General features: G+C 68.4%; 20 protein-coding genes. 5 read left to right on the top strand and 15 right to left on the bottom strand.

From position 1 onward, the window contains the following. Positions 1-21: 21 nt before the first annotated feature. The 9 genes from egtD to HDA44_RS35795 all read right to left on the bottom strand — a co-directional run bounded on the left by egtD (position 22) and on the right by HDA44_RS35795 (position 11530). A complete protein-coding gene (egtD, locus tag HDA44_RS35835) occupies positions 22-987 on the bottom strand; it encodes an L-histidine N(alpha)-methyltransferase (protein ID WP_184842353.1) in 966 nt (321 codons plus the stop codon). Then, positions 984-1730, bottom strand: coding sequence for an ergothioneine biosynthesis protein EgtC (egtC, locus tag HDA44_RS35830; RefSeq protein WP_184842350.1), 747 nt, complete (start codon positions 1728-1730; stop codon positions 984-986). The genes egtD and egtC overlap by 4 nt, the downstream gene beginning before the upstream one ends. Beyond that, complete coding sequence (gene egtB, locus HDA44_RS35825) at positions 1730-3040, bottom strand: ergothioneine biosynthesis protein EgtB (protein WP_337906796.1); 1311 nt, start codon at positions 3038-3040, stop codon at positions 1730-1732. Before egtB ends, egtC begins: the two co-directional genes overlap by 1 nt. A gap of 44 nt (positions 3041-3084) precedes the next feature. Further along, positions 3085-4305, bottom strand: coding sequence for a glutamate-cysteine ligase family protein (locus HDA44_RS35820; RefSeq protein ID WP_184842343.1), 1221 nt, complete (start codon positions 4303-4305; stop codon positions 3085-3087). A 152-nt stretch (positions 4306-4457) separates the two neighbouring features. Continuing rightward, on the bottom strand, positions 4458-8039 hold the full coding sequence (locus tag HDA44_RS35815; RefSeq protein ID WP_184842340.1) for a glycoside hydrolase domain-containing protein: 3582 nt from the start codon (positions 8037-8039) through the stop codon (positions 4458-4460). A 64-nt stretch (positions 8040-8103) separates the two neighbouring features. Further along, a complete protein-coding gene (locus HDA44_RS35810) occupies positions 8104-8763 on the bottom strand; it encodes a (2Fe-2S)-binding protein (RefSeq protein WP_184842337.1) in 660 nt (219 codons plus the stop codon). Beyond that, positions 8760-9533 carry an ABC transporter ATP-binding protein gene (locus HDA44_RS35805; protein ID WP_184842334.1) on the bottom strand — a complete coding sequence of 258 codons (774 nt, stop codon included), beginning with the start codon at positions 9531-9533 and terminating at the stop codon, positions 8760-8762. Before HDA44_RS35805 ends, HDA44_RS35810 begins: the two co-directional genes overlap by 4 nt. Positions 9534-9536: 3 nt before the next feature. Next, positions 9537-10565, bottom strand: a complete 1029-nt coding sequence (locus HDA44_RS35800; RefSeq protein WP_184842331.1) for an iron chelate uptake ABC transporter family permease subunit — start codon at positions 10563-10565, stop codon at positions 9537-9539. Then, positions 10562-11530, bottom strand: coding sequence for a FecCD family ABC transporter permease (locus HDA44_RS35795; protein WP_184842328.1), 969 nt, complete (start codon positions 11528-11530; stop codon positions 10562-10564). Before HDA44_RS35795 ends, HDA44_RS35800 begins: the two co-directional genes overlap by 4 nt. Positions 11531-11785: 255 nt before the next feature. On the opposite strand from HDA44_RS35795, the gene HDA44_RS35790 reads away from it, so the two are divergent. Both HDA44_RS35790 and HDA44_RS35785 read left to right on the top strand, forming a co-directional pair. Beyond that, positions 11786-12775, top strand: coding sequence for an ABC transporter substrate-binding protein (locus HDA44_RS35790; RefSeq protein ID WP_337906795.1), 990 nt, complete (start codon positions 11786-11788; stop codon positions 12773-12775). A gap of 34 nt (positions 12776-12809) precedes the next feature. Beyond that, positions 12810-13448 carry a hypothetical protein gene (locus HDA44_RS35785; RefSeq protein ID WP_184842322.1) on the top strand — a complete coding sequence of 213 codons (639 nt, stop codon included), beginning with the start codon at positions 12810-12812 and terminating at the stop codon, positions 13446-13448. On the opposite strand, the gene HDA44_RS35780 is transcribed toward HDA44_RS35785, so the two are convergent. From HDA44_RS35780 to folP, 3 genes are read right to left on the bottom strand one after another with little or no spacing between them, the layout of a single operon-like run. After that, positions 13445-14128 (bottom strand): class III extradiol dioxygenase subunit B-like domain-containing protein, encoded by a 684-nt coding sequence (locus tag HDA44_RS35780; RefSeq protein WP_184842319.1) that lies wholly within the window; start codon positions 14126-14128, stop codon positions 13445-13447. The genes HDA44_RS35785 and HDA44_RS35780 overlap by 4 nt on opposite strands. Continuing rightward, positions 14129-14854: a pyrimidine reductase family protein gene (locus tag HDA44_RS35775; RefSeq protein WP_184842315.1), complete on the bottom strand. Its 726-nt coding sequence runs from the start codon at positions 14852-14854 to the stop codon at positions 14129-14131. After that, positions 14854-15666 carry a dihydropteroate synthase gene (folP, locus tag HDA44_RS35770; RefSeq protein ID WP_184844825.1) on the bottom strand — a complete coding sequence of 271 codons (813 nt, stop codon included), beginning with the start codon at positions 15664-15666 and terminating at the stop codon, positions 14854-14856. Before folP ends, HDA44_RS35775 begins: the two co-directional genes overlap by 1 nt. 172 nt (positions 15667-15838) lie before the next feature. Between folP and HDA44_RS35765 the strand changes: the two genes are divergently transcribed. From HDA44_RS35765 to HDA44_RS35755, 3 genes are read left to right on the top strand one after another with little or no spacing between them, the layout of a single operon-like run. Then, positions 15839-17155 carry an L-fuconate dehydratase gene (locus tag HDA44_RS35765; RefSeq protein ID WP_184842312.1) on the top strand — a complete coding sequence of 439 codons (1317 nt, stop codon included), beginning with the start codon at positions 15839-15841 and terminating at the stop codon, positions 17153-17155. After that, positions 17152-17901, top strand: coding sequence for an SDR family oxidoreductase (locus HDA44_RS35760; protein ID WP_184842308.1), 750 nt, complete (start codon positions 17152-17154; stop codon positions 17899-17901). Before HDA44_RS35765 ends, HDA44_RS35760 begins: the two co-directional genes overlap by 4 nt. Next, complete coding sequence (locus tag HDA44_RS35755) at positions 17901-18863, top strand: aldo/keto reductase (protein WP_184842305.1); 963 nt, start codon at positions 17901-17903, stop codon at positions 18861-18863. Before HDA44_RS35760 ends, HDA44_RS35755 begins: the two co-directional genes overlap by 1 nt. Here the strand turns inward: HDA44_RS35755 and HDA44_RS35750 are convergent. From HDA44_RS35750 to HDA44_RS35740, 3 genes are all read right to left on the bottom strand, one after another. Next, on the bottom strand, positions 18853-20376 hold the full coding sequence (locus tag HDA44_RS35750; RefSeq protein WP_337906794.1) for a PucR family transcriptional regulator: 1524 nt from the start codon (positions 20374-20376) through the stop codon (positions 18853-18855). The genes HDA44_RS35755 and HDA44_RS35750 overlap by 11 nt on opposite strands. Beyond that, complete coding sequence (locus HDA44_RS35745; protein ID WP_202887757.1) at positions 20373-21443, bottom strand: DUF917 domain-containing protein; 1071 nt, start codon at positions 21441-21443, stop codon at positions 20373-20375. Before HDA44_RS35745 ends, HDA44_RS35750 begins: the two co-directional genes overlap by 4 nt. Before the next feature lie 209 nt (positions 21444-21652). Further along, positions 21653-22768: a DUF917 domain-containing protein gene (locus tag HDA44_RS35740; protein ID WP_184842302.1), complete on the bottom strand. Its 1116-nt coding sequence runs from the start codon at positions 22766-22768 to the stop codon at positions 21653-21655. Positions 22769-22784: the final 16 nt, after the last annotated feature.

Here is a 22784-nt window from a genome sequence, read left to right as displayed (position 1 = left end):
ACCCACCCTTCACACAGCACTTCACACGGCTTTCCAGAGTGACAAGGCGAAGCGGGTTTCGCTGTCGGTCCGCCACGCGGCCGCGGTGAAGCCCGCTTTGTCCAGCTCCGCCTCGACGCCGGAGCGGTGGAACTTCGCGGAGATCTCCGTACTGATCTCCTCCCCCGCCGCGAGCGTGACGTCCAGGTGGATCTCGGGGACCAGTACCTGCATCGCACGGGTGGCGCGCAGGTGCATCTCGATCCACTCATTCTCATCGTCCCAGACCGCGACGTGTTCGAACGCGTCCACGTCGAAATCCGCGCCGAGCTGGCGGTTGATCACCCGAAGCACGTTCTTGTTGAACTCGGCGGTCACGCCCGCCGCGTCGTCGTACGCCGCGACCAGCGTGGCCGGGTCCTTGACCAGGTCGGTGCCGAGCAGCAACCACTCCCCCGGCTCGAGAACGTCGCGGATCGAGTGGAAGAACGCCTCGCGCTCGGCCGGGATCAGGTTGCCGATCGTGCCGCCGAGGAACGCGACCAGGCGCGGCGGGTCGCCGGGGAGTTTGTCGAGGTGCGCGGTGAAGTCGCCGACCACGCCGTGGACGTCGAGAGTCGGGTAGTCGGCGTTGATCGCGTCGGCTGCTTCCCTTAGTGCTGACTCGGAGACGTCCAGGGGTACGAAGCTGGTGAGCGTGCCGTGGTCGTGCAGTCCATCGAGCAGGAGACGGGTCTTCTCGGATGAACCGGAACCCAGCTCGACCAGGGTGTGGGCGCCGGTCAGGGTGGCGATCTCGGCGGCGCGGGCGCGCAGGATCTCGCGCTCGGCGCGGGTCGGGTAGTACTCGGGGAGGCGGGTGATCTCTTCGAAGAGTTCGCTGCCGCGCGCGTCGTAGAACCACTTGGGCGGGAGCCATTTGGGGGCCGCGGAGAGGCCGGCGCGGACGTCGTCGCGGAGGGCGCGGGCGGCGTAGTCCGGGGTCAGCTGGATGTCGATGCGGGTCACGCTGGTCCTTCCATCGGAGTGAGTTGCAGCGTCGTGGCAGTCGCGACCAGAAGTGTTCGGTCCGGCACCTCGGTCCAGCCTGTCTCCGCTCCGAACGGTTCCGAAGCGACGGTGATGGACTTGTCGGTGCGGTGGACATGCAGGGAATGCGTCCAGGTGGTTGCGATCAGGTGGGTGCCGTTTGTGAGCAGGAGGTTCAGGCGGGAACCGGGTGCCGCCGCTTCCACGTCCTGGACGACCGACACAACCGCGTCTTCAGGGTCGGTGTGGCCGGCCATTCGGTGTCTGATGAGCGCGAAGACAAGAGCCGAGTCCACCGATGCGTCGAGTCCGAGCAGGTCGGCCGTCGGGAGTTGCTCGGCCAGCTTCACCATCGAGTCGGGCCAGCCCGGTACGCGACCGTTGTGGCTGAACAACCACTCCCCCGAACGAAACGGAGCCACCGCACCTTCGCCGTACGGCATCCCCGTTGTCCCGTTCCGCACCGCCGCCACCACAGCACCGGACCGGATCGATCCAGCCAGCTCAGGCAGATTCGGATCAGCCCAAATCGGCACATTCCGCCGGTACCTCACAACCTGACCGTCCGTGTACCAGCCGAGGCCGTAGCCGTCGGCGTTTACGGTGCCGCCGTTGCGCATGTCGGTGGGGGTCCAGCTTTGTTCGTAGAGGGAGTGGGGTGGGGTGAGGACGAGGTCGGCGAGGGTGATGGGTGGGCCCAGGTAAGCCAGGTGGCGGCACATCAGGCGAGCCCGCCGGTGGAACCCGCGCCTGGTAACTCCTCGGGACGCGGGTCGCGGGCGCAGCGGAAGCCGGCGAAGATCTGCCTCCGGATCGGGTAGTCCCAGTTCCGGAAGGTGCCTCGGGCAATCACCTCGTCGGTACCGAACGAGCCGCCGCGGAGGACCTTGTAGTCCGGCCCGAAGAACACCAGCGAGTACTCGTCGTACGGCCAGGCGCGGAACCCCGGGTACGGGCGGAAATCGCTCGACGTCCACTCCCACACGTCGCCGATCAACTGCTCGACACCGAGCGGCGACGCGCCCGCAGGGTACGCCCCGGCCGGGGCCGGGCGCAGGTGCCGCTGCCCGAGGTTCGCGTGCTGGGGTCCCGGCGAATCGTCACCCCACGGGAACCGCCTGGTCCGGCCACTGACCGGATCGAACCGCGCCGCGAACTCCCACTCCGCCTCGGTCGGCAGCCGCTTCCCGGCCCACTTCGCGTACGCCTCGGCCTCGTAGAAGCAGACGTGCATGACCGGCTCGTCCAGCGGCAGCTGCTCCTGATGACCGAACCGCAACCGCCACCACTGCCCATCGGCCTCCGACCAGAACCTTGGCGCGACCAACGATGCCTTGCGTACGTGTGCCCAGCCCGCCTCGGACCACCACCGCGGGTCGTCGTACCCACCGGCGAGCACGAACCGCAGGTAGTCCCCGTTCGTCACCGGGGCCGTGTCGATCACGTACGGCGCGACCTGCACCGGATGCGCGGGACGCTCGTTGTCCAACGCCCACGGCTCGATCGATGTACCCATCTCGAACACCCCACCTGGTATGAACACCTCCGCCGGCAACTGCCGTCCAGCGGGCGGAGCCGGCGCATCGAGTACTGGCGCACCGGCGCGCAGCTGGTGGGTCGCCAGCATCGTCTCGTCGTGCTGCTGCTCGTGCTGCGCGATCATGCCGAACGCGAACGCGTTGTCCACCAGCTCGCGCCCGGGGTCGAACGTGACGTGGTCCAGCACGTCGAGCACCTTGTCGCGGACCTCGGTCACGTACGCGCGGGTCTCGGACGGACCGAGCAACGGCAACGCCGGCCGATCCGCACGGGCATGCTGGAACGCGTCGTACAGCTCGTCGATGTCCTGCCGCAACGGCTCGCGTCCACCGACGTCGCGTACCAGCCAGAGCTCCTCCTGGTTGGCGATGTGCGCGTAGTCCCACACCAGCGGGGACATCAGCTTGGAGTGCTGCTTGACCAGGTCATCCGTGTCCACGGCGTCAGTCAGCTGCACGGTCCGGGCCCGCGACCGCTCCAACTGCTCCGCCACATATGTCCGCAGCTCCTCAGGCGAGAGAGCTGAGAGTTGGTGATTCACGATGCTCGCCTTCTTTGGGTGGTGTCGACGATGCGGTGCAGCCGGGTTGCGACTGCAGCTGTGAGTTCGGGGGCTGCACCGGTGTGGTGCAGTGCTTCGGTGCCCAGTGCGACGACGTTGCGGGCGGCGCGTAGCACCAGGGGGTCTTTGAGGCCTTCGCGGGCTGCTGGGAACCAACGGCCCGCGGCCGGCTCGGCGGCGGCAAGCACCTGATCGAGCGGAGCCGACATGAGTGCGGTGAGTAGCAGCGTGGGCGCGATCCAGCCGTCACCCGGCTGTGCGTCGAGGTAGCGAACCTCCAGGTACCCACGGGGTCGGACCGGTGGGAACAGGGTGGACAGGTGGTACTCCAGGTCGTCGTACGTCGGTGTGTCACCGGGCAGCTGTCCGTCTGCCCAGGCGCCGAAGGTCAGCCCGGTAGGTGCGTCCCAGCTGTCACCGCGCCGCCAGCAGAGCACCGGCGCCTCCATCGCCTTCCGCGCCCAGGCAGCGGCCGGGTCGCCGTCGAGCGGCGGCGGCTCGGTGAACGGGGCACAGGTCCCGAAGGTCGCCTCGGTCCGGGCAGATGCCCAACCGGTGTCGGAACCGGCGCGACGGCGGGAGTTGGCGAACAGCCCGACCAGCGCCGGACCGAGGTCGTGCAGCGCGCGCCACCGGTGTGCGGTCTGGTCCTGTTCCCCGGCGTCGAGGCAGATCTGCAGCCCGGCGGTGGAACACATCATCCGCGGGCCGTGCGGGCCGAGGCGCTGGAAGGCGTGTTCCATCGCCGCGTAACGCGGGACGGTGAGAATGCGGCGAGGTGCGCGGAAGGGGTCCAGGCCGTAGGCACCGGGGACCAGGTCCGCGGCCAGCAGCAGAGCGGTCAGCTCGGCGGCGTCGGCGGCCGTGTCGTCGATCAACCGGGGGATCGACTCCGACGCGGGTACAGAAATCTCCACCTGGCCACCCGGCTCGACGGTGACCAGGGCGCCCCGGCTCAGCGGCAGCTGCGGGCTGCCACGGACCAGGGTCGCGGGGGCGTGATCGCCCAGGGCTTCGCGTAGCCGGCCGGCGTCGAGGGGCCGGTGCGGATCCTCCGCGTGATGCACTGTCCACTCGAGCTCGACGCCGTGCAACCGAGGTGGACCGTGCTTGAAACAGACCATCGCGACATAACCCTCCGCCTCGGCCCGGGAGCCGATCGGAGTCGTCGCCGGAAAACCACCGGGCGAGGTCACGTCAGCGAACCTAGCTCCGGACCCAGGCCTGGACAACCGACCCGGAATTACCCGTCGGTGACGTCTGGGAAGCGTGTCGACTCATGCCGGACATGCTTCCCGACGCCACCGACAGTTCTGGGACAGCGCCGGTCGCCGGCCGGATTCGCAGGTCAGACCGGGTATTTCACCGAGCCGCCCCAGTCGTTCCGGTGCCACCCGTCCTGCGGTGTCCACCACCAGTGGAACAGCGTCCCGGTTCTGCTCTGAGCGAAATATTGATGCTGGTCAGCGAACGCGAAGGCGACCGGATCGGCGTACACCTCGCCGCCCAGGTCCTCCCAGGTGACCTTCGCGGTGCCCTGGTCCCACCACCAGTGGTAAAGCGTGTTACCGGGTCCACGAGCGACCACGTGCTGCTGGGTGGCGGTCTTGAAGGCAGACGGAGCTCCGACGAACTTCCCGGGCGCACCGCCCCATTCGACCTGGTGCAGACCGTCACCGGCGTCCCAGTACCAGTGGTACAGCTGTCCGTTCGCTGACTGGGTGTACACGTGCTGCTGCCCGTTCCACACGAAGGTGGTCGGGTCGGAGTACGCCTGGCCGCCCCAGTCCGCGAAGTGCGGTTCGAACTCACCGAGTACCCACCACCAGTGGTAGAGGTGGTTGTCCGCGCCACGAGCCACTACGTGCAACTGGTTACCCCAGACGTACGTGGACGGCGTACCGACGATCGGACCGGGCGCACCGCTCCACTTGTCGAGGCGTAGTTCTCCGTCCGCCGGGTCCCACCACCAGTGCGAGAGGTCACCGGACGACGAGCGCGCGAAGATGTGCTGCTGACCGGACCACACCACCGCGGCGGGATCGCCGGCAGCGTCTCCACCCCAGTCCGCGTAGTGCGCTGATGGCTCGCCTTCGATCCACCACCAGTGCAGCAGCGTGCCGGTCGTACCGCGGGCCACTGCGTGCTGCTGGTTGTACCAGGCGTACCCAGTGGTCTTCCCGGCGATCAGGCCGCCGCCCAGGTCGTCCCGCTTCAGCCCAGCGGCGCCACTCCAGTCCCAGCGTCCCATTGAGCCGGTAGCGGTCGGTGCGTAGATCACCTCATGTCCGGCACCACCAGCGTCGTTCCACTGGTACGCCGTCGCTCCTGGCACCACATCCCCGGGCTGACCAGCGCCGTACGCCTCGATCTCGTCCAAGAACATGCCGGTGTTGCGGTCGTTGGTGCGCTTCTTGTCGAACGTCACTCGGATCCACCGTGCGGTCGCCGGCGCGAACCCCAGGTCGTACCAGATGTTCGACGAACCGTTCACGAAACTGAGCCGGGCCCGTTCGCTGTAGTTCGTTCCATCGGTACTAGTCGAGACGGTGATCAGGTCCGGCCGGTAGTCCGGGTACTCCTCGTACGCGTGGACGCGGACCGTACCGACCGCCTGCGCCCAGCCGAGGTCGATGTTCACCGTCGGGCGCACACTGTCGCCGACGTTCGCCAGCTCGTACCCGAAGCTCTTGCCGTCGCTCCAGTCGTCACCGAGTACGCCATCGGTCGCCTCGGTCTTCGTAGCGTCCGGGAACCGGCTGGACGGCTCGGTCCGGTCGTACGGCTTCCCACCGGCGATGTTCTGTTGCAGTAGCAGGTGTCCAGCCACTTCGAAGTCGAGCAGCTGGTACGGCGTCGCACCGCCGCTGGAACTGGTCGCTTCAACCCGGATGTACCGGGTCTTCGCGTTCAGCCCGATGAAGTCGTCGCCACCATCGCCCGTACCCGGTCCGATCTCTGCCCACTTCGTACCGTTGTAGGAGATCAGTACGCGGTACTTGTCCGCGTACGTGCTGCCCCAGCGCAGCCGTACGCCGTCCACTTGCGCTTGGCGACCCAGGTCGACCTGCACCCAGTTGGTCCCGGTGCCACTGTCAGGCGACCAACCGGTGGAGCTGTTGCGGTCGATTGCCCTTGTGGCGTCACCGCTGGAGGCGGTAGCAGCTCGCGCCAGGTCCTTGGCCACCACCGGGAGCCCGGCGGCCGCGTCCAGTGCGATCGCACGGATGCGCTGCATGTAATTGACGTCCGGCGAGTACTTGTCGCTTCGCTGCACCACGCTGGTCGCCAGGTCATGTGCCAGACCCGGATTGGTCTTGCCGAGCTGGTTGAGGACCTCCCAGTCCTCCATGCCGTCCCGCAACGACTCGTACCGCGGCGACGTCTCGACTGTGTTGTGTGGCTTGTCCGGTCGGACGATGTACCCGTCGCCCTTCACGTCCTGGTCGTTCATCGCGTACTGCCAGTTGTTGTACGCCCAGTGCAGGTAGCCGGTGGCACCACGTCCGTACGCGAGCCACATCGTCTGCCGCTGACTCCATTCCGGCTGGTCGATGAACCTGTTCAGGTGGTTGCCGACCGGGATGTTGCAGTTGTAGAACCACAACGGCTTGCCCTTGGCCCGCTCTGCATCGAACGGCGCCGGGTTGTAGGTGTAGGTGTGCAGGTTCGGAATGACGATGTCCTCGGCCTGCGCCACCCGCGGGGCCAGGTCGTTCACCACCGCGTCACCGATCTTCACGTCCGGCCAGTACTGCCGCAGCTTGTTCGCGACACCGAACCAGCCCGGGTCACCACCGGCTCCTGGCTCGTCGCCGACGTGCATCCAGAACATGCTCGACCAGCCCTTGTCCGACAGGTGCTGCCGCAACGCCGGATAGAACTGCTTGTACCAGTTGTCCGCCTCCGGGGTGTCCCACCAGACGTAGTCCGGCACCTGCCGCCCGGTCTGCTTCGGCGTCACCTCCACGAGGTACCGCGGCCACTGGCTGTTGTGCTCCTTGTTCTGCGGACCGGCGCCGGTGAAGCCTTCGAGCCGGTTCACCACGCCCTTGTCCAGGAACCGCTGCACGACCTGGTCGAAGCGGCTGAAGTCGAACGAGTAGTTGCCGGCAGCATCGACCTTGCTACCACCGTCGGTGAGTAGGTTGATCAGCGGCAGCTGCAGGTTGTTCTGCCGGTACCGCTTCATCGTGTCGGCCCAGTTGTCGATCAGCTGCCACCACTCCGGCGAGTACCGGTCGTGCCCGTAGAACAGCTTGACCGTGTCACCCGCACCTGGGTCGTACGAGGTCAGGCCGAGGAAGTTCGTCCAGATCACGTTGGTGAACTCGCTCTGGTTCGCCGGTGGGATCACCACATTGCGGGCGTTCACCCGGATCGGGACGCTCAGGTTGCCGTTCGTCGTACGCACCGTCACCCGACCGGTGTAGACACCGCCCTTGGCCGTCGCGGGGACGTGCACCCGGACCCACAGCGACTGTGTCTGGTTCGCCGGTACGTCGATACTCGGCTGGTTGAGCAGCCGGTCCGGGAAGTCGCCCGGCGCGGTCCGCGTGGTCGGGTAGACGGGCTGGTTCCCGCCGAACACCGAGTTGTGGTTGAGGTACTCGTACCCCACTGGGTTGTAGCTCAGTTCACTCGCCGGAATCGCGTCCGACGGCCCGGTCAGGGCAGTGAAGTCCACACCGCTCACGGTGAACGCCGCCGGACCACGCAGCACGATCTGTGCCGCCTCGTAGTCGTTCTTGGCCGTGTCCAGCCGGATGTCGTCGCGGGCGTCCGCGGACCGCCCGCTGTCCTTGAAGACCGAGCCGTACGACGTCTCGGTCCACATCCCCGGTGTCGCGCCGGCCGCGTGCGCCACTGGCGCCAAGCCGGTCATCGTCACCATCAGTCCACTCGCCACCACTACTCGTGTCCAGCGCATGGCGCCAAGCCTCGGCCGCGGCAGCGGGCCCGGCAATCCTTTCGATCCAGCCCACATAGACCAATCAACGGAAACGCGGGCAGGTGGTGCAGGCTGTCACATTGGGCAGCACGTAGAAGTAGCAGCAGGACGTACGCGGCTTCTGCTCCAGTGACACACCGAACGCCGCCGCTGCCTGATCGGCGTACGGGGCCGCTTCCGGCAACCGCACCGCGGCCCGTACCTCGTCGTCCACCGCACCAAGCCGCTGCAACGACCCGAGCTTCACACCGGGCTGGTAGCCGTCCAGAAACGCCCGCGTGTGGTTCTTGAGCTGCTCCGCCGCAGTTTCCATCGGTACCACCGCATCGGACAGCAGTGCGATCTCGGCCGGGTAGTGCGCCGTCGGGTGCCGTTTGAACGCCAGGGCGGCAGGTGAGACATCAGGTGATACGCCAGTGGCCGCGGCGCTCACTCCGGCCACCACCGCGGGCACCTGGACGTACCACATCAGTGTGAACATGGCCGCGACCTGAATCGGTGGCTCGATCGCATAGTCGCGGGCATAGTCGGCCGCTGCCGCGGACCGCCAGCCGTACGTCGGATCGCCGCCGGCTTGCTGCTCCGCGATCAGGTCGGCACACGAGACCCAGTCCGGTCCGGGCACCGCATCCGCCGTACGCACGGAGATCCAGCTGACCGAATCAGCCAGCACCTCCGCCAGCCGGTTCACGGTGTACGTCACCCGGCCAGCCTACGGTCCGGTACGACAACCGGCGCGCCACCAACTTCCACCACAGTCGCCTTCAAGCCGAACACGTCGTCCAGCAACGGCGCTGTCAGTACGTCGACCGGACTGCCCTGTGCGGCGATTTGCCCGTTCCCCATCACCACCAGGTGATCCGCGTACTGCGCCGCCAACGTCAGATCGTGCAGCACGGCCACCACCGTACGGCCCGTCAACGCGGACGCGTGGACCACGTTCATCACGTCCACCGCGTGCGCCAGGTCCAAGTACGTCGTCGGCTCGTCCAGTAGTAGGTGCTGAGTCCCCTGGGCCAAGACCATCGCGATCCACACCCGTTGCCGCTGACCACCTGATAACTGCTCCACCGGCCGGTCCCGAAGCTCCGTGAGCTCAACCGCCTGGAGAGCTTCGTCGATCGCGGCGTCGTCAGCAGAGGTGAGCCGTCCGAACAGACCACGATGCGGATGCCGTCCCCGCGACACCAGCTCGGCCACGCTGATCCCCTCCGGCGTGACCGGTCCCTGCGGCAGCACACCGAGCTTCCGGGCCAACTCACGTGCCGGCAGTTGGTGGATGTCCTTGCCGTCCAGCAAGACCCGACCGGTCTGTGGAGTGAGCAGTCTGCTCATCCCACGCAACAGCGTGGACTTGCCGGAGCCGTTCGGCCCGACGATCGCAGTCAACTGACCGGACGGCACCTCCAGCGTCAGTGCATCCACTACCGGCGTACTCACGTCGTACGCAAGAGTCAGATTCTCGACGTGCACCGTTCAGCGTCCCTTCTGCTGACGACCGATGAGGTGAAGCAAGTACGGCGCTCCGCAGGCAGCCGTGACCACGCCGACCGGCAACTCGTACGGACCGACCTGCGCCCACTGCAACCCGTTACGTGCCACGAAATCAGCCAGTACGACGAACAGCGCGCCAAGCGTGGCTGTAGTCACTAGCGGCGGCCGCTCCATCCGGGTGAGCCGCTGCGCGACCTGCGGCGCAACCAGTGCGACAAAGGCGATCGGACCGGCGCCGGCAGTCGCCATCGCCGCCAGCACAGTCGCAATCACCAGCAGCGCCAGCCGAATCCCAGCCACCCGTACGCCCAGTGACGACGCGACGTCGTCACCGAGCACCAGTGCGGACAGGTCGCGGTTGAACATCATGGCCACCGGCAACAGCAGTACGACCGCGATCAGTACTGGGATCGCGTCGCTCCAGGCTCTGGAGTTCAGTGACCCGGCCAGCCAAGCAGCTGCACGCCCAGCGTCGTTTACGTCACCGATCACGAGCATCCACGCCACCAGTGAGTTGGCCGCGGCAGCGATACCGACACCGATCAGTACCACCTTGCCGGCGTCGACCACGCCACGCTGGATCGACAGCGCACCGACGATCAGTGTCGCGAGCAGTCCGCCCAGTACGGCAGCGGCTGGGATACCGACCTTTGCTGCGAAGCCGGAGATGTTCCCACCACCAGTGCCTGCCAGCACGATCACGGCGACCGCGCCGGCGGACGCACCCGAGTTCACTCCGACGATGTCCGGACTGGCCAGTGCGTTCCGCGACAGGGTCTGCAGCAGTGCGCCGGACACCGCGAAGGCGATTCCGACCAGCAGACCGGTGGCGATCCGCGGGAGGCGCAGTTCGAGCACCACGAGCCGCGTACCGCGACGGCCGCCACCGAGTAGTACTTCGACCACGTCGGTGAGCGGCAGCCGAGCCGTACCGACACTGAGTGACACCAGGGCGATCACGATCGCGAGGGCGGCGAACAGGATGCTCAGGACGACGGTCCGTGATCTCACAGTGCCACCGCCCGGCGGCGTACGACCAGCACGAACAGCGGAGCGCCGACGACGCCGAGTACGACACCTGCCTGTACTTCCCCGGCGCCACCGACCAGTCGGCCGACCAGGTCCGCGAGTACCAGGCAGGTGGCGCCGATGACGCCGGCCGCCGGGATCAGCCAGGTGTTGCGCGCGCCGAACATCCGGCGAGCGACATGACCGGACAGTAGGCCGAGGAAGCCGATCGGTCCGCAGGCCGCGACTCCAGCGGCGGTCAGGAGACCGATCGCGCCCAGACCGACCAGTCGTGCTCGGCGGATGGACAGCCCGAGTCCGGCGGCCACATCGTCGCCGAGCGCAAGCAGGTCGAGGTCACGGGCGTTCACTGCTGCCAGTACCAAGCCGAGAGCTGCGAACGGCAGGACCTGTCCGGCTACGTCCAGGCCGCGACCGGCCACTGAACCGACTGCCCAGAAGCGGTAGCTGTCCAGTGTGTTCGCGTCCAGTAGCACGATGGCGGTTGTCAGCGCGCCTAGTAGGGCGGCGACGGCTGCTCCTGTCAGCGCTAGGCCGACTGGTGAGGCGCCGCTTCCTCTCGACGCCAGGTGTTGGACGGCGAAGGTGGCGATCAGTGCACCGAGGAGTGCGACCCAGACTGTTGACGAGACCGTGTCGACCAGTCCTAGTTGCAGGCCGAGCACGACCGCGAACGCGGCGCCGGAGCTGACTCCGAAGATGCCGGGCTCGGCCAGCGCGTTGCGGGTGTGGCCCTGCATCAGGGTGCCGGCGATGCCGAGGCACAGGCCGATCAGCACCGCGACGACCGTCCGCGGGAACCGCAGGCCGCGGATGATCACGTCCGGGTCCGACCCGTTGTTCGCGGTCAGCGCGTGCCAGAGCGCACCCGGCCCGAGCCAGCGCGAACCAAGCGCCAGGCTGGCCGCGAACGCCAGCAACAGCACCAGAACAAGTGCGACCAACATCACTACCCGCCGAACCGAAAGAGGCGCACCGGCCGGACGCAACGCACCGCGCTGACGCGGGACACCGGACTGGCGCGGCACATCGGCTTCACGCGGGGCGGCGGGGTGGTGGAGCGCATCGGTCGCGCCGGTGCTCCCTGGTTCAGCCGGCGGATCGGGCGGTGCGGGTGGGGTGGCGGAGGACATATGGTTAGGTTTGCCTTACTTTGCTGTGGTCGTGAGTCACCTTATCCCGAGCGTCCCCTGGAGACACCCGTGCGCCTGCCCCGCATCATCCCCCTGCTCGCCGCCGCGGCCCTCGCCGCGACCACGCTGTCGGCGTGTGGCTCGTCCGGCACCGACGACAAGCCGGGCGGCGGCGACGCCGCGGCCGCCGGGTTCCCGCGGACGGTCGAGCACGCGATGGGCAAGACCGAGATCAAGACCAAGCCGAAGCGGGTGGTCGCGCTCGACACCAGCTTCGTGGACGCCACGCTGATCCTGGACACGCCGGTGGTCGGGTACACCGACTACCGCACCATCAACGGCCGGCTGCCGGACTACCTCGGCGACGACCGGACCAAGTACGGCGCCGAGGCGAAGTCGGTCGGCACCCTGGCCGAGCCGAACCTGGAGAAGATCGCCGAGCTGAACCCGGACCTGATCGTGACCGCGAAGGTCCGGCACGAAAAGCTGTACGACCAGCTGTCCGCGATCGCGCCGACGATCATGTCCGAGACCACCGGGGCGACCTGGAAGGAGAACATCCGGATGGAGGCGAAGGCCCTCGGCGCCGAGGACCTGGCCGAGAAGGAGATCTCCGCGTACGAGCAGGCGGCCAAGACGGTCGGTACCGCGATCAACGCGAAGGCGAACAACCCGACCGTCTCGGTGGTCCGGTTCGTGGACGGGCCGACCCGGCTGTACCAGAACGCCAGCTTCTCCGGCATCGTGCTGAAGGACGCCGGCCTGAAACGGCCGAAGTCGCAGGACGTCGCCGGTTTCGCGCTCGAGATCAGCCCGGAGCGGATCAAGGACGCCGACGCGGACGCGATCTTCGTCACCACCTACGCCGACGAGAAGGGCCAGAGCGCGAAGACCGCCGCCCAGTTCAAGGCGAACCCGCTCTGGAAGCCGCTCGCGCCGAAGGTGCACGACGTACCCGACCTGACCTGGATGACCGCGGTCGGCCTGCAGGGCGCCTGGTCCATCCTCGGCGACCTGGCCAAGACCTTCGACGTCCCGGCACCGGTCAAGCCGGAGTAAGTGCCGGGTCAGGGCGCCGCGTTAGGGTGCCGGTATGACGGCGCTCGCACGGTGGCATGTCGGTCCGTGGACGACCCGAGGGGCGCGACCTGGTGAGGACGCGGCGCCGGGCCGGAAGCGGACCGTCGACGAGTTGAACTTCGACGTCATCGGGCTGGCGCGGATTCTCGGCCGGCGGCTGTCCGGCCGCGACGAGCTGCAGGTACGCCTGTGGCAGAACGAGCTCCGGCCCACCCACACGCGGATGTGCGGTGTGCACACGCTGGCCGATCCGGACAACGCAAAACACCTGCACGAGACGGCGCAGGAGGCGCTCGCCTGGTTGGGCGAGCGCGCACCAGCCGGGTACGAGTTCGTGCTGACGGATGCAGTGGAGTTGCAGCCGCTACTCGATCTGACCGCCGAGGTCATCGCGGTAGACGCGGTAGTGCAGCTGGCCGGCGTACCGCTTCCGGCCGCGCGCCTCGCGACAGCGCATGTACGACGAGCAGGATCAGGCGACTGGTACGCCGGAGACGCGGTGTGCAACTGGTCCGGTCCGTACGCCACGTCTGACGAGACGGTCGCCGTCGTACACACCGCACGTACCGAACTGGCCGACCAGCTCCGCAGCGCGGGCCGTACCGACCTGGCAGACACGTCCTCCCGCTGGCTGCCGGTTCCGGTGTACTAGGTGAAGCTGGCAACCAGATAGCCCACGCCGTACGGCGCAGCCTCGTACGTCACCCCACTGGACAACGTAGTAGCACCAAGAGCACCCGCCAGCACCTGCCACGGCGCCCGGCCGGCGGCCTGCAACTCAGTGGCCAGCTCAGGATCAAGCGCCTTGAGTACGGCCACATCACCCCGCCGCAGCGCGTCCGCGACCGTGGTGTCGAACAACTCCGCCCGCGGATGCAGGTGTACGGGCGAATGCTCACTGCGCCGCGCCGAACCGTCACCCATGACCAGCAGACCAACCCGTTCATTGCTCTCGGCAATCTCCTGGCCAAGCGCAACGCAGTCGGCCGGAGCAGTGTCACTCGGCACGGCCCGGTACGTACGCGGCAGCCGCGCGGCCTTGGTCTGGTCGAGCAGCCAGGCACCGACGGCAAGCGACAACGGCAGTACGGCGGGGCCTGCTCCGACCCGCACACCGGGCGCGCCGTACGCACCGAACGATCCGCCGGCCGTGGCGTCGTACGCGCCGGTGGACCCGGAGCCGACGACCAGGATCGAGGACGCCGTCGCCAGCGCGTCGATGGCGGCCAGGCAAGCCGCGCGGAGGTCGTCGAGCTCGGAAGCGGCGCCGGACGCGACCTCCGGCACGATCAGCGGCGGATGTGGACAGACCGCGGCGGCGACAACAGGCACTCAGGCCTCCCTGAGGTAGCGGAAGAACAGGTAGTCGTCCCCGGCCGCCAGCGCCGACTCCAGACGCATCCGCCGGGTCAGCGTGGTCGGCAGGCCGGCCGTGATCCGCCCCGCGCCCGGCCCGGCCAGGAGCGGCGCGAGCGCCAGACACAGCTCGTGGACCAGGTCCGCGTCGGTCAAGGCACCGAGCAGGTGCGGCCCGCCCTCGGACAGGATCTGGGTCATCCCACGCGCCGCGAACTCGTCGGCCGCCGCCCGCAGATCCACCTCGGCTTCACCGAGAACCAGGACTTCCGCGACCTCCGCGAGCGCCGCGCGCCGGTCCGGCGGCGAGGCGGCGTGGGTGACGATGATCGGCCGCACCGCGGACTGGAAGACCGGGTTCACCGGGCTCAGTTCGAGCCGTGACGACACCATCGCGAGCGTCGGGTTCTCGGCCAGGCCGGCCGCGGTCCGCCAGGCGCGGGCGGACTTGGACAGCCGGAGCGGGTTGTAGCCCTCGTCGCGGATCGTGCCGGCACCGACCAGCACGACATCCGCCAGCCGCCGGATCACGCTGAACACGCGACTGTCCGACTCGCTCGTCAGCGCCTTCGACTTGCCGTCGATCTCGACCGCGCCGTCCAGACTGCTGACGAAGTTCGCCCGCAGGTGCGGTTCGGAACGATCGGCGACCTGGTACGCCGCGATCAGCTCGTCGTCGGACAGATCCTCGAGTCGGCGCATCAGGCCAGGCTCCTTCGGGTTCCGGCCGGCCGCGCGGTGCCACGCAGTACGGCGATGAAATCGAGCGCCTGCCGAGCGGCCGGCACGTCGTGGACGCGGAACACGCGCGCGCCGAGCCACGCAGACACGCTCAACGCGGCCAGGGTCCCGTTGCCGCGCTGCCCCGGCGGCAACTCGAGCGTTTCGCCGATGAAGTCCTTGTTGGACACCGCGACCAGCACCGGCCAGCCGGTCGCGGCCAGCTCGTCGAGGCGGCGGGTCAGCTCTAGCGACTGCAGCGTGTTCTTGCCGAAGTCGTGGGTCGGATCGATCAGGATGCCGTCCCGCCGGACCCCGGCCGCGAGGGCCCGCTCGGCGAGCGCGGTGGTCGTCCGGATCACGTCCGCGACCACATCGTCGTACGCCATCCGGTGCGGGTCGGTGCGCGGCGAAAGGCCGCCGACGTGACTGCAGACCAGGCCCGTACCCGCCTCGGCGGCGGCGTGCACCAGGTCCGGATCGGCGCCGGCCCAGGTGTCGTTGATCAGGTCCGCGCCGGCCTCGGCGACCTGCCGGGCGACGCCGCTGCGGTACGTGTCCACGCTGATCACCAGGTCCGGGTACCGCGCCCGGATGCCGGCCACGAAGTCGACCGTCCGGCGCAGTTCCTCGGCCTCGCTGACCGGTTCGCCGTAGCCGGCCTTCACGCCGCCGATGTCGACCAGGTCGGCGCCGTCCTCGACCGCCTTGCCGATCGCCGCGTACGCCGCGTCGGTCGCGTAGGTCGCGCCCCGGTCGAAGAACGAGTCCGGCGTCCGGTTGATGATCGCCATCAGCGCGAACTCCCCCGGCCGGAACGACCGGTTGCCGAGGCGGAGGGCTCCGTCATGCTCGTTCACGCGACCGACTGTAGCGGGCGGATCCGCGGGACCAGATGCCGCATCGCCACATATCCTATAGGATTCCCAGCGACACTCCCGTCCACCGCAGCAGATCGGGTCCTCGATGCCACGATTCACCGAGTTCGAGACGTACGACGTCCGGTTCCCCACCTCCCTGGACCTGGACGGCTCCGACGCGATGAACACCGATCCGGACTACTCGGCCGCGTACCTGATCCTGCGCACCGACGCCGGTGACGGGCTGGAAGGGCACGGTTTCGCGTTCACCATCGGTCGCGGCAACGACGTCCAGACCGCGGCGATCGAAGCGCTCCGTGACCATGTGATCGGGCTGGACGTGGACGCCACCCTGAACGATCTCGGCGGGTTCTGGAAGTCGCTCGTGCACGACTCGCAGCTGCGCTGGCTCGGCCCCGAGAAGGGCGTCATGCACATGGCCATCGGCGCGGTCGTGAACGCGGTCTGGGACCTGGCCGCCAAGCGCGCCGGCGTACCGCTGTGGAAGCTGCTGTCGGACCTGACCCCGGAGCAGATCGTCGACCTGGTCGACTTCCGGTACCTGACCGACGCGCTGACGCCGGACGAGGCGCTGGAGATCCTGCGGGCGGCGAAGGCGGGTCGCGCCGGGCGGGAGGCCACGCTCCGGGAGCGCGGTTACCCGGCGTACACGACGACGCCCGGCTGGCTCGGGTACGACGACGCGAAACTGGTCCGGCTCTGTCACGAGGCGGTCGCGGAGGGATTCACCCAGATCAAGCTGAAGGTCGGCGCCGACCTGGACGACGACATCCGCCGGATGCGGCTGGCCCGTGAGGCGGTCGGGCCGGAGATCCGGATCGCCGTCGACGCCAACCAGCGCTGGGACGTCGCGGACGCGATCCGCTGGGTCGAGGCGCTGGCGCCGTACGGCGTGTGGTGGGTGGAGGAACCGACCAGCCCGGACGACATCCTCGGGCACGCGGCGATCGCGCGCGCCATCGCACCGATTCGCGTCGCGACCGGTGAGCACGTACAGAACCGGGTGGTGTTCAAGCAGCTTTTGCAGGCCGAAGCGCTGTCCGTGCTGCAGCTCGACTCGGCCCGGGTCGCGGGCGTCAACGAGAACGTGGCGATCCTGCTGCTGGCGGCCAAGTTCGGCGTACCGGTGTGCCCGCACGCTGGTGGGGTAGGACTGTGTGAGCTGGTCCAGCACCTGTCGATGTTCGACTACGTCGCGGTGAGTGGATCGATGGACGACCGGGTGATCGAGTACGTCGACCACCTGCACGAGCACTTCCTGGACCCGGTGGTGATCCGGGACGGGCACTACGTGACGCCGGTGCGGGCCGGGTTCGGCGCCGAGATGGACGCCGAGACCTTGACCGGCTTCCGGTTCCCGGGTGGCAAGATCTGGACGGACCTGACGGAGGGCAAGAAGTGACGGATTTCGCCGGCCTGCGGGCCGTGGTGACCGGTGGCGCCTCGGGGATCGGACTGGCGGCGGCGCGACTGCTCGCTGCCCGCGGCGCCCAGGTGGTGGTGTTCGACCTGAAGCCCGAGGCCGGCGAACCGTTGACCGGGATCGCCGCGGACGTCACCGACGACGGCTCGGTCCGGGATGCGGTCGCCGCGGCCGCCCTGCAGCTCGGCGGGATCGACATCGTGGTGAACAACGCCGGCATCGGCGCCCAGGGCACGGTCGCCGCGAACGACGACGACGAGTGGCATCGCGTACTGGACGTGAACGTGGTCGGGATCGCTCGAGTCACCCGCGCCGCGCTGCCGCATCTGCGCAAGTCGGGATCCGCCGTGATCGTCAACACCTGCTCGATCGCCGCCACCGCGGGCCTGCCGAACCGGGCGCTGTACTCGGCCAGCAAGGGCGCCGTGCTTGCACTGACGATGGCGATGGCCGCTGACCACGTACGCGAAGGCATCCGGGTGAACTGCGTGAACCCGGGCACCGCGGACACGCCGTGGGTCGGGCGGCTGCTCGACGTCGCGGCGGACCCGGCCGCGGAACGCGCCGCGCTCGAAGCGCGGCAGCCGATGGGCCGGCTGGTCTCGGCCGACGAGGTCGCACAGGCGATCGCGTACCTGGCCAGTCCGTTGTCGGGCTCGACCACCGGCACGGCGCTGGCCGTCGACGGCGGGATGCAGAACCTGCGGCTTCCGGCGGCGCGCTGATGAGGCTCTTTCCGGAAGGACAGCGAGTAGGGCTCGGCGGTGCGCCGCTGGGGAATCTGCTCGGCGCGGTGAGTGACGCCGAGGCCGCCGCGACCGTGGAGGCGGCCTGGTCCGAAGGCTGGCGGTACTTCGACACCGCACCGCACTACGGACTCGGGCTGGCCGAAGAACGCCTTGGCGCCGGGCTCCGGGGCAAGCCGCGCAACGAGTACGTGCTGTCCAGCAAGGTCGGACGGATCATCTACGACGCCCCCTATGCCGCTACCGATGACGAGGGATTCGCGGTCGACACCACCCGTCGGCGCCGGTGGGACTTCAGCCGGGACGGCGTACTGCGGAGCATCGAGGACTCGCTGCGCCGGATCGGTACCGACCGGTTGGACGTGGTGTTCGTACACGACCCGGACGACCACTACGAGGAGGCGGTGGCGACCGCGTTCCCGGCGTTGATCGAGCTGCGTGAGCAGGGTGTGATCGGTGCGATCGGGTCCGGGATGAACCAGTCGGCGATGCTGACCCGGTTCGTGCGGGAGATCGACATCGACGTGATCATGCTGGCCGGCCGGTACACGCTGATCGATCCGGATGGACTGGACGACGTACTACCGGCCTGCCTGGCGAACGACGTACAGGTGGTTGCCGTCGGCGTGTTCAACTCCGGGCTGATGTCCCAGCCACGTCCGGCCGCGGACGCCACGTTCAACTACGAGCCTGCTGCTCAGTCCCTGCTGGACAAGGCGAACAAGTTGGCCGACGTGTGCGAGTCACACCACACCACGTTGCCTGCTGCCGCGCTGGCGTTTCCGTTGGCGCATCCGGCGGTCGCGGGCATTGCGGTTGGCTGCCGTACGCCGGAAGAGGTGCGTACGAACGCGGCACTGGCCCGTACTGAGATCCCGGCTGCTCTTTGGGCGGATCTGAAGTCGGCTGGGCTACTGCGGGCGGACGCTCCTACTCCGTAGCAGTGGTCCGCGAGGCCAAGTGCAGTGCCAGGCGTTCGTCCGGGTTGGTGAGGTCTACGCCTAGTAGGTGCTGGATCTTAGTGATGCGGGCGGCTGCGGTGTTGCGGTGGATCCCTAGTACTGCTGCTGTTTCGGCCAGTGAGGACTCTGTGTCGAGGTAGACGGCCAGTGTGGTCACCAGGTCGCCGGGCTGGTCTTTGATGGGTGCCAGGAGTGCCTTGGCTGCCGGCTGGAACGTGTCGGTGCGAGTCCAGGCCAGTAGTAGTTGCGCCAGACCCAACCGGTCCACGTGCAGGAAGCGGCCCGTTTCGGCACGACCACGGGCCAGTCCAGCTGCATCACCTGCTTCAGCGAGGGTGACGGCGATCCCACTCGGACCCGGTTGTACGCGGCCCACGCCAACGTACGCGTCGACTGTTTGTGCCAGACGCCGCTGCACGCGACGGATGGCGGCTGCCTGTTGTTGTACTTCGGTAGCGGTCGGCTCGCCTACGGCGGTGATCCAGGCCGACCAGCCGTCGCCCTGCTCGACCACCACTGCCCGCAGACCTTCGGCGTCGAACGCCTCCACCACGTCTGTCTGCCGACCAGCGACATCCACCTGCCCGTCGGCACCGATCCGAATCCCGGTGTGCCACCCGTCGAGCTGCCAGCCCAGATCCACCGCCCGCCGCCGGGTCGCCTCGGACGGTTCACCATGCAACAGTTCGCCGAGCAGCGACGTACGTTGCCTGGCGTCCCGCTCCAACTCCAGCCGCCGCAGTGCCAACTGCTCCCCCACCGCTGGTGCGACCACGCTGAGCACCGCAGGTACGGCCGCCACCTCTGCAGGCACGACACCGGGCAGCCGCGCCACCAGCCAGCACACCGGCCCAGCACCTAGTACTGCCACCGCGATCAGCACCACACCACTCGGTAGGTCCACTCGGTACGGCGCTGCCCATGCCACTGGGACTCTCGGAAGCACCTGCACCAGCGCTGCCCGTTCACCAGGCTCCAGCGGGTCACCTGCCAGCGTCCCGCCGTCAGCGCCTGCCAACGTGACAGGTCGCTCCAGCACAAGGGACGTGGTCCGTAGTACCGCCGCGAGGTCGCCGTTGGCTCGGCGGAGCGCGGACACCGCCCGCAGTACCAGGTCAGACCGAACCACCTCTGGCTCCGCGGTGACCCGGCGCAGGTGCTCATGCGCCGCCAACGGATCGGGACAACCCAGTACGGGCAGTTGCAGCCGCTCAGCCAGGAGTTGCGCGCCCCGACTCAGTGGCTCCACTCCGGCGAGCAGCAAACCACATGCACCAGCAGCCGATGCCCTACTGATCAGAGCATCGATCCGCCAGTCGGTGTGATCCGCAGCCAGCAACACGACCAGCAACTCGCCGGCCATCACATCCGGATGCGAGGCCACGTCCAGCAGTACCTGCGACCCAGTCAGGTTGACCTCGGCATCAACGCTCGCCAGTACGGTCACGCTCTGCCAGCCGGGTGAGCTGAGCATGGCCGCCAGCGTCGTCACGATGCTTCCAAGAGCTGCGGCGGGTACGGCAGGCCAAAGGCTTGTGGGGCGACGTGTTCGATGCGGTCCGGACGTCGCCACCAAGTCGGACCGGGCAATGCGAGCACGACCACCTCGTCACCCGTACGCACTGTGTCCACGGCGATCGGTTGCAGCGTACGGCGGTCCAGGACGCATAGTAGATCCGGTGTGGTGACAACAGGATCGCCGTCGACGAGTGCGAGCAGGTACTCGTTCTCGGTCTCGATCCGGATGACCGAACGGTTGCTGGAGTCAACTACGCAGACGCTGCCCCGGCCGAACGCCGCTCCGCCATCCGTGATCAGGTGCCGAGCCACCTCCTCGACTCGCCCGCTCCCGAGCAACCGACCGCCCATGTCGGCCGCGACAACAGCTGGAGTGGCAGCCGGTGCCAGCGCGGCATGCGCTCGTCCCAGCGCGAGTGCCCGCGTCAGACTGCCCGGTACGGAATCCGCTATCGCGGCCTGCACCGGAGTGGGTGCCAGCGCCAGAACTGCCCAGCCGCCTGTCTGGGCCACAAAACTACGCACGGCCCGCTCCAGTCCGGTTGCGTCGACGTTGTCCACCACAATCACTTGACCACTCGGCTCACTGAGCGCACAGGGAGTCAGCGAACGGCCGGCCACTGCCCAAGAGAACTGGTCGAGTCGCGGCAGCGCCCGGCCCATCAGGTCGGCGTCCACCATCGGCAGTCCTAGGTCGAGTGCGGCGATCAACGCGGTCAGCCCGTTCAGCCCGCCGGCTTCCAGCGACATCAGACCGGTGACAGCTTGCCCGGTCCAGCGGCTGACCGCATGTACGGCTGTCTCGAACTCATTGCCGCTGGGCAGCTTCTCCATCAGCACGCTGGTCGCTCCGACGACGCCGATCGGACTCACCGACACATCAGGTACGTCGACCGCGTCCTGCAGCAGCAGTTCGCCGGCGCCGAGGCGGCGGCGCAGCATCCGTCCGAACGCGCCCGTGTCGCCGCCACCACCGGAGCCGAGCAGCGTGACACCGACCACCAGCGCCTCCAGGTCCTGCTCCCGGACGACCGTGCTCATACCCCGATCCTGCCACCGCGGACCTGCGGCACTCATCAACCGCGCCAAACCGGCGCGGTCGGTCACCTCCTGAGCGTGCCGGGCCGGCGTTGCGCGCGGTTGGTGAGTGGTGCAGGTCCGCCCGGGTGGAACCCCGGCCCGCCGCGGAGGGGTCAGCACGGCGGGCCGGGGGCAGGGGATGGCTCAGCGGGGGTGGCTCAGGGCATGGTTCAGGGGACGGCGAGGAGGTTGTCGGGGCGGAGTTCGACCGGGGTGAACTCGACATCCAGGCCGAAGCACGCCGGCCCGAACACCGCCAGCGCCTCCGGCGTACGCATCAGGTCGGGTGTCGAGATGCCCACGACCGTCACCCGCTGGCCGTACCGCAGGCTCTCCGTGGTGATCGGCTCGGCCGTGTCACCTTCCAGTACGCAGATCAGATCCGGCACCGTGCACACGACCTGGCCGTCGGCGATCGCCAGCAGGTTCTCGTTCTGGAAGCGCAGTTCGAGCTCGGACGTGCCGTCGTACGAGGTGAACCGGGCTCGCCCGCGAGCGAACCCCTCGACCGTACGGCGCTCGACGTCGACCACCTTGCCGCGGAACAGCACCCGCAACTCGTTGTACAACGTCGGCGCCAGCGCGGTACGGATCGCCTCGACCGGGTCCGCATGCGCTTCCCGCGCCTCGCGTACCGCCCGGCCGATCGACAGGCCGAGCGACAACGTCCTGGGTACGGCGGTGCGCTTCACCTCGGCGCCCGTCATCGAGTACTCCGCGATGTGCGCCACTCCGCCGAGCCGGATCGTGATCCCGCGCGCCAGCCACTCCATCTGCTTGTTGTCCACGCCGGTGTCGATCACCACGGTCTCGTCGTGCTCGCCCGCGATCGCCATCGGCGACCCCGGCACGCCGTACACCGAGAAGGTCTCCATCTGCAGTTCGGGAAACGCACGCCCCATCCCGTCCGCGTCCACCACCGGCAAGCCGGTCCGCGCCGCGACCAGCAGCGGGATCATCGAGTTGATCCCGCCGCACTCGATCGGCATCGTCGCGTCCGCCTTGCGGCCGAGGTGCTTCTCCAGCGCGCGCAGTGCACCGACCGGCTCGCTGCCGCGCGGGATCTTCTCCACGATCACGGTCGGCGCGCCCATCTGCGCGGTCGGGACCACGAACGCGTCGTCGTCCAGTTCGCCGGGGTCGAGCACGGTGATCGGCCCGTACTCCCGGATCGCCTGCTCGACCAGCAACCGCCCGATCAACGGATCGCCACCACCACCGGTACCGAGAATCGCCGCGCCGCGGGCAAGGTCCCGCAAATGCTCGATTCCCAACTGCCAACTCATGCCCGGCCTCCCATCG

It is taken from the genome of Kribbella solani (assembly GCF_014205295.1).
Lineage (GTDB): Bacteria > Actinomycetota > Actinomycetes > Propionibacteriales > Kribbellaceae > Kribbella > Kribbella solani.
This window is presented reverse-complemented; position numbering and strand designations above follow the sequence as displayed.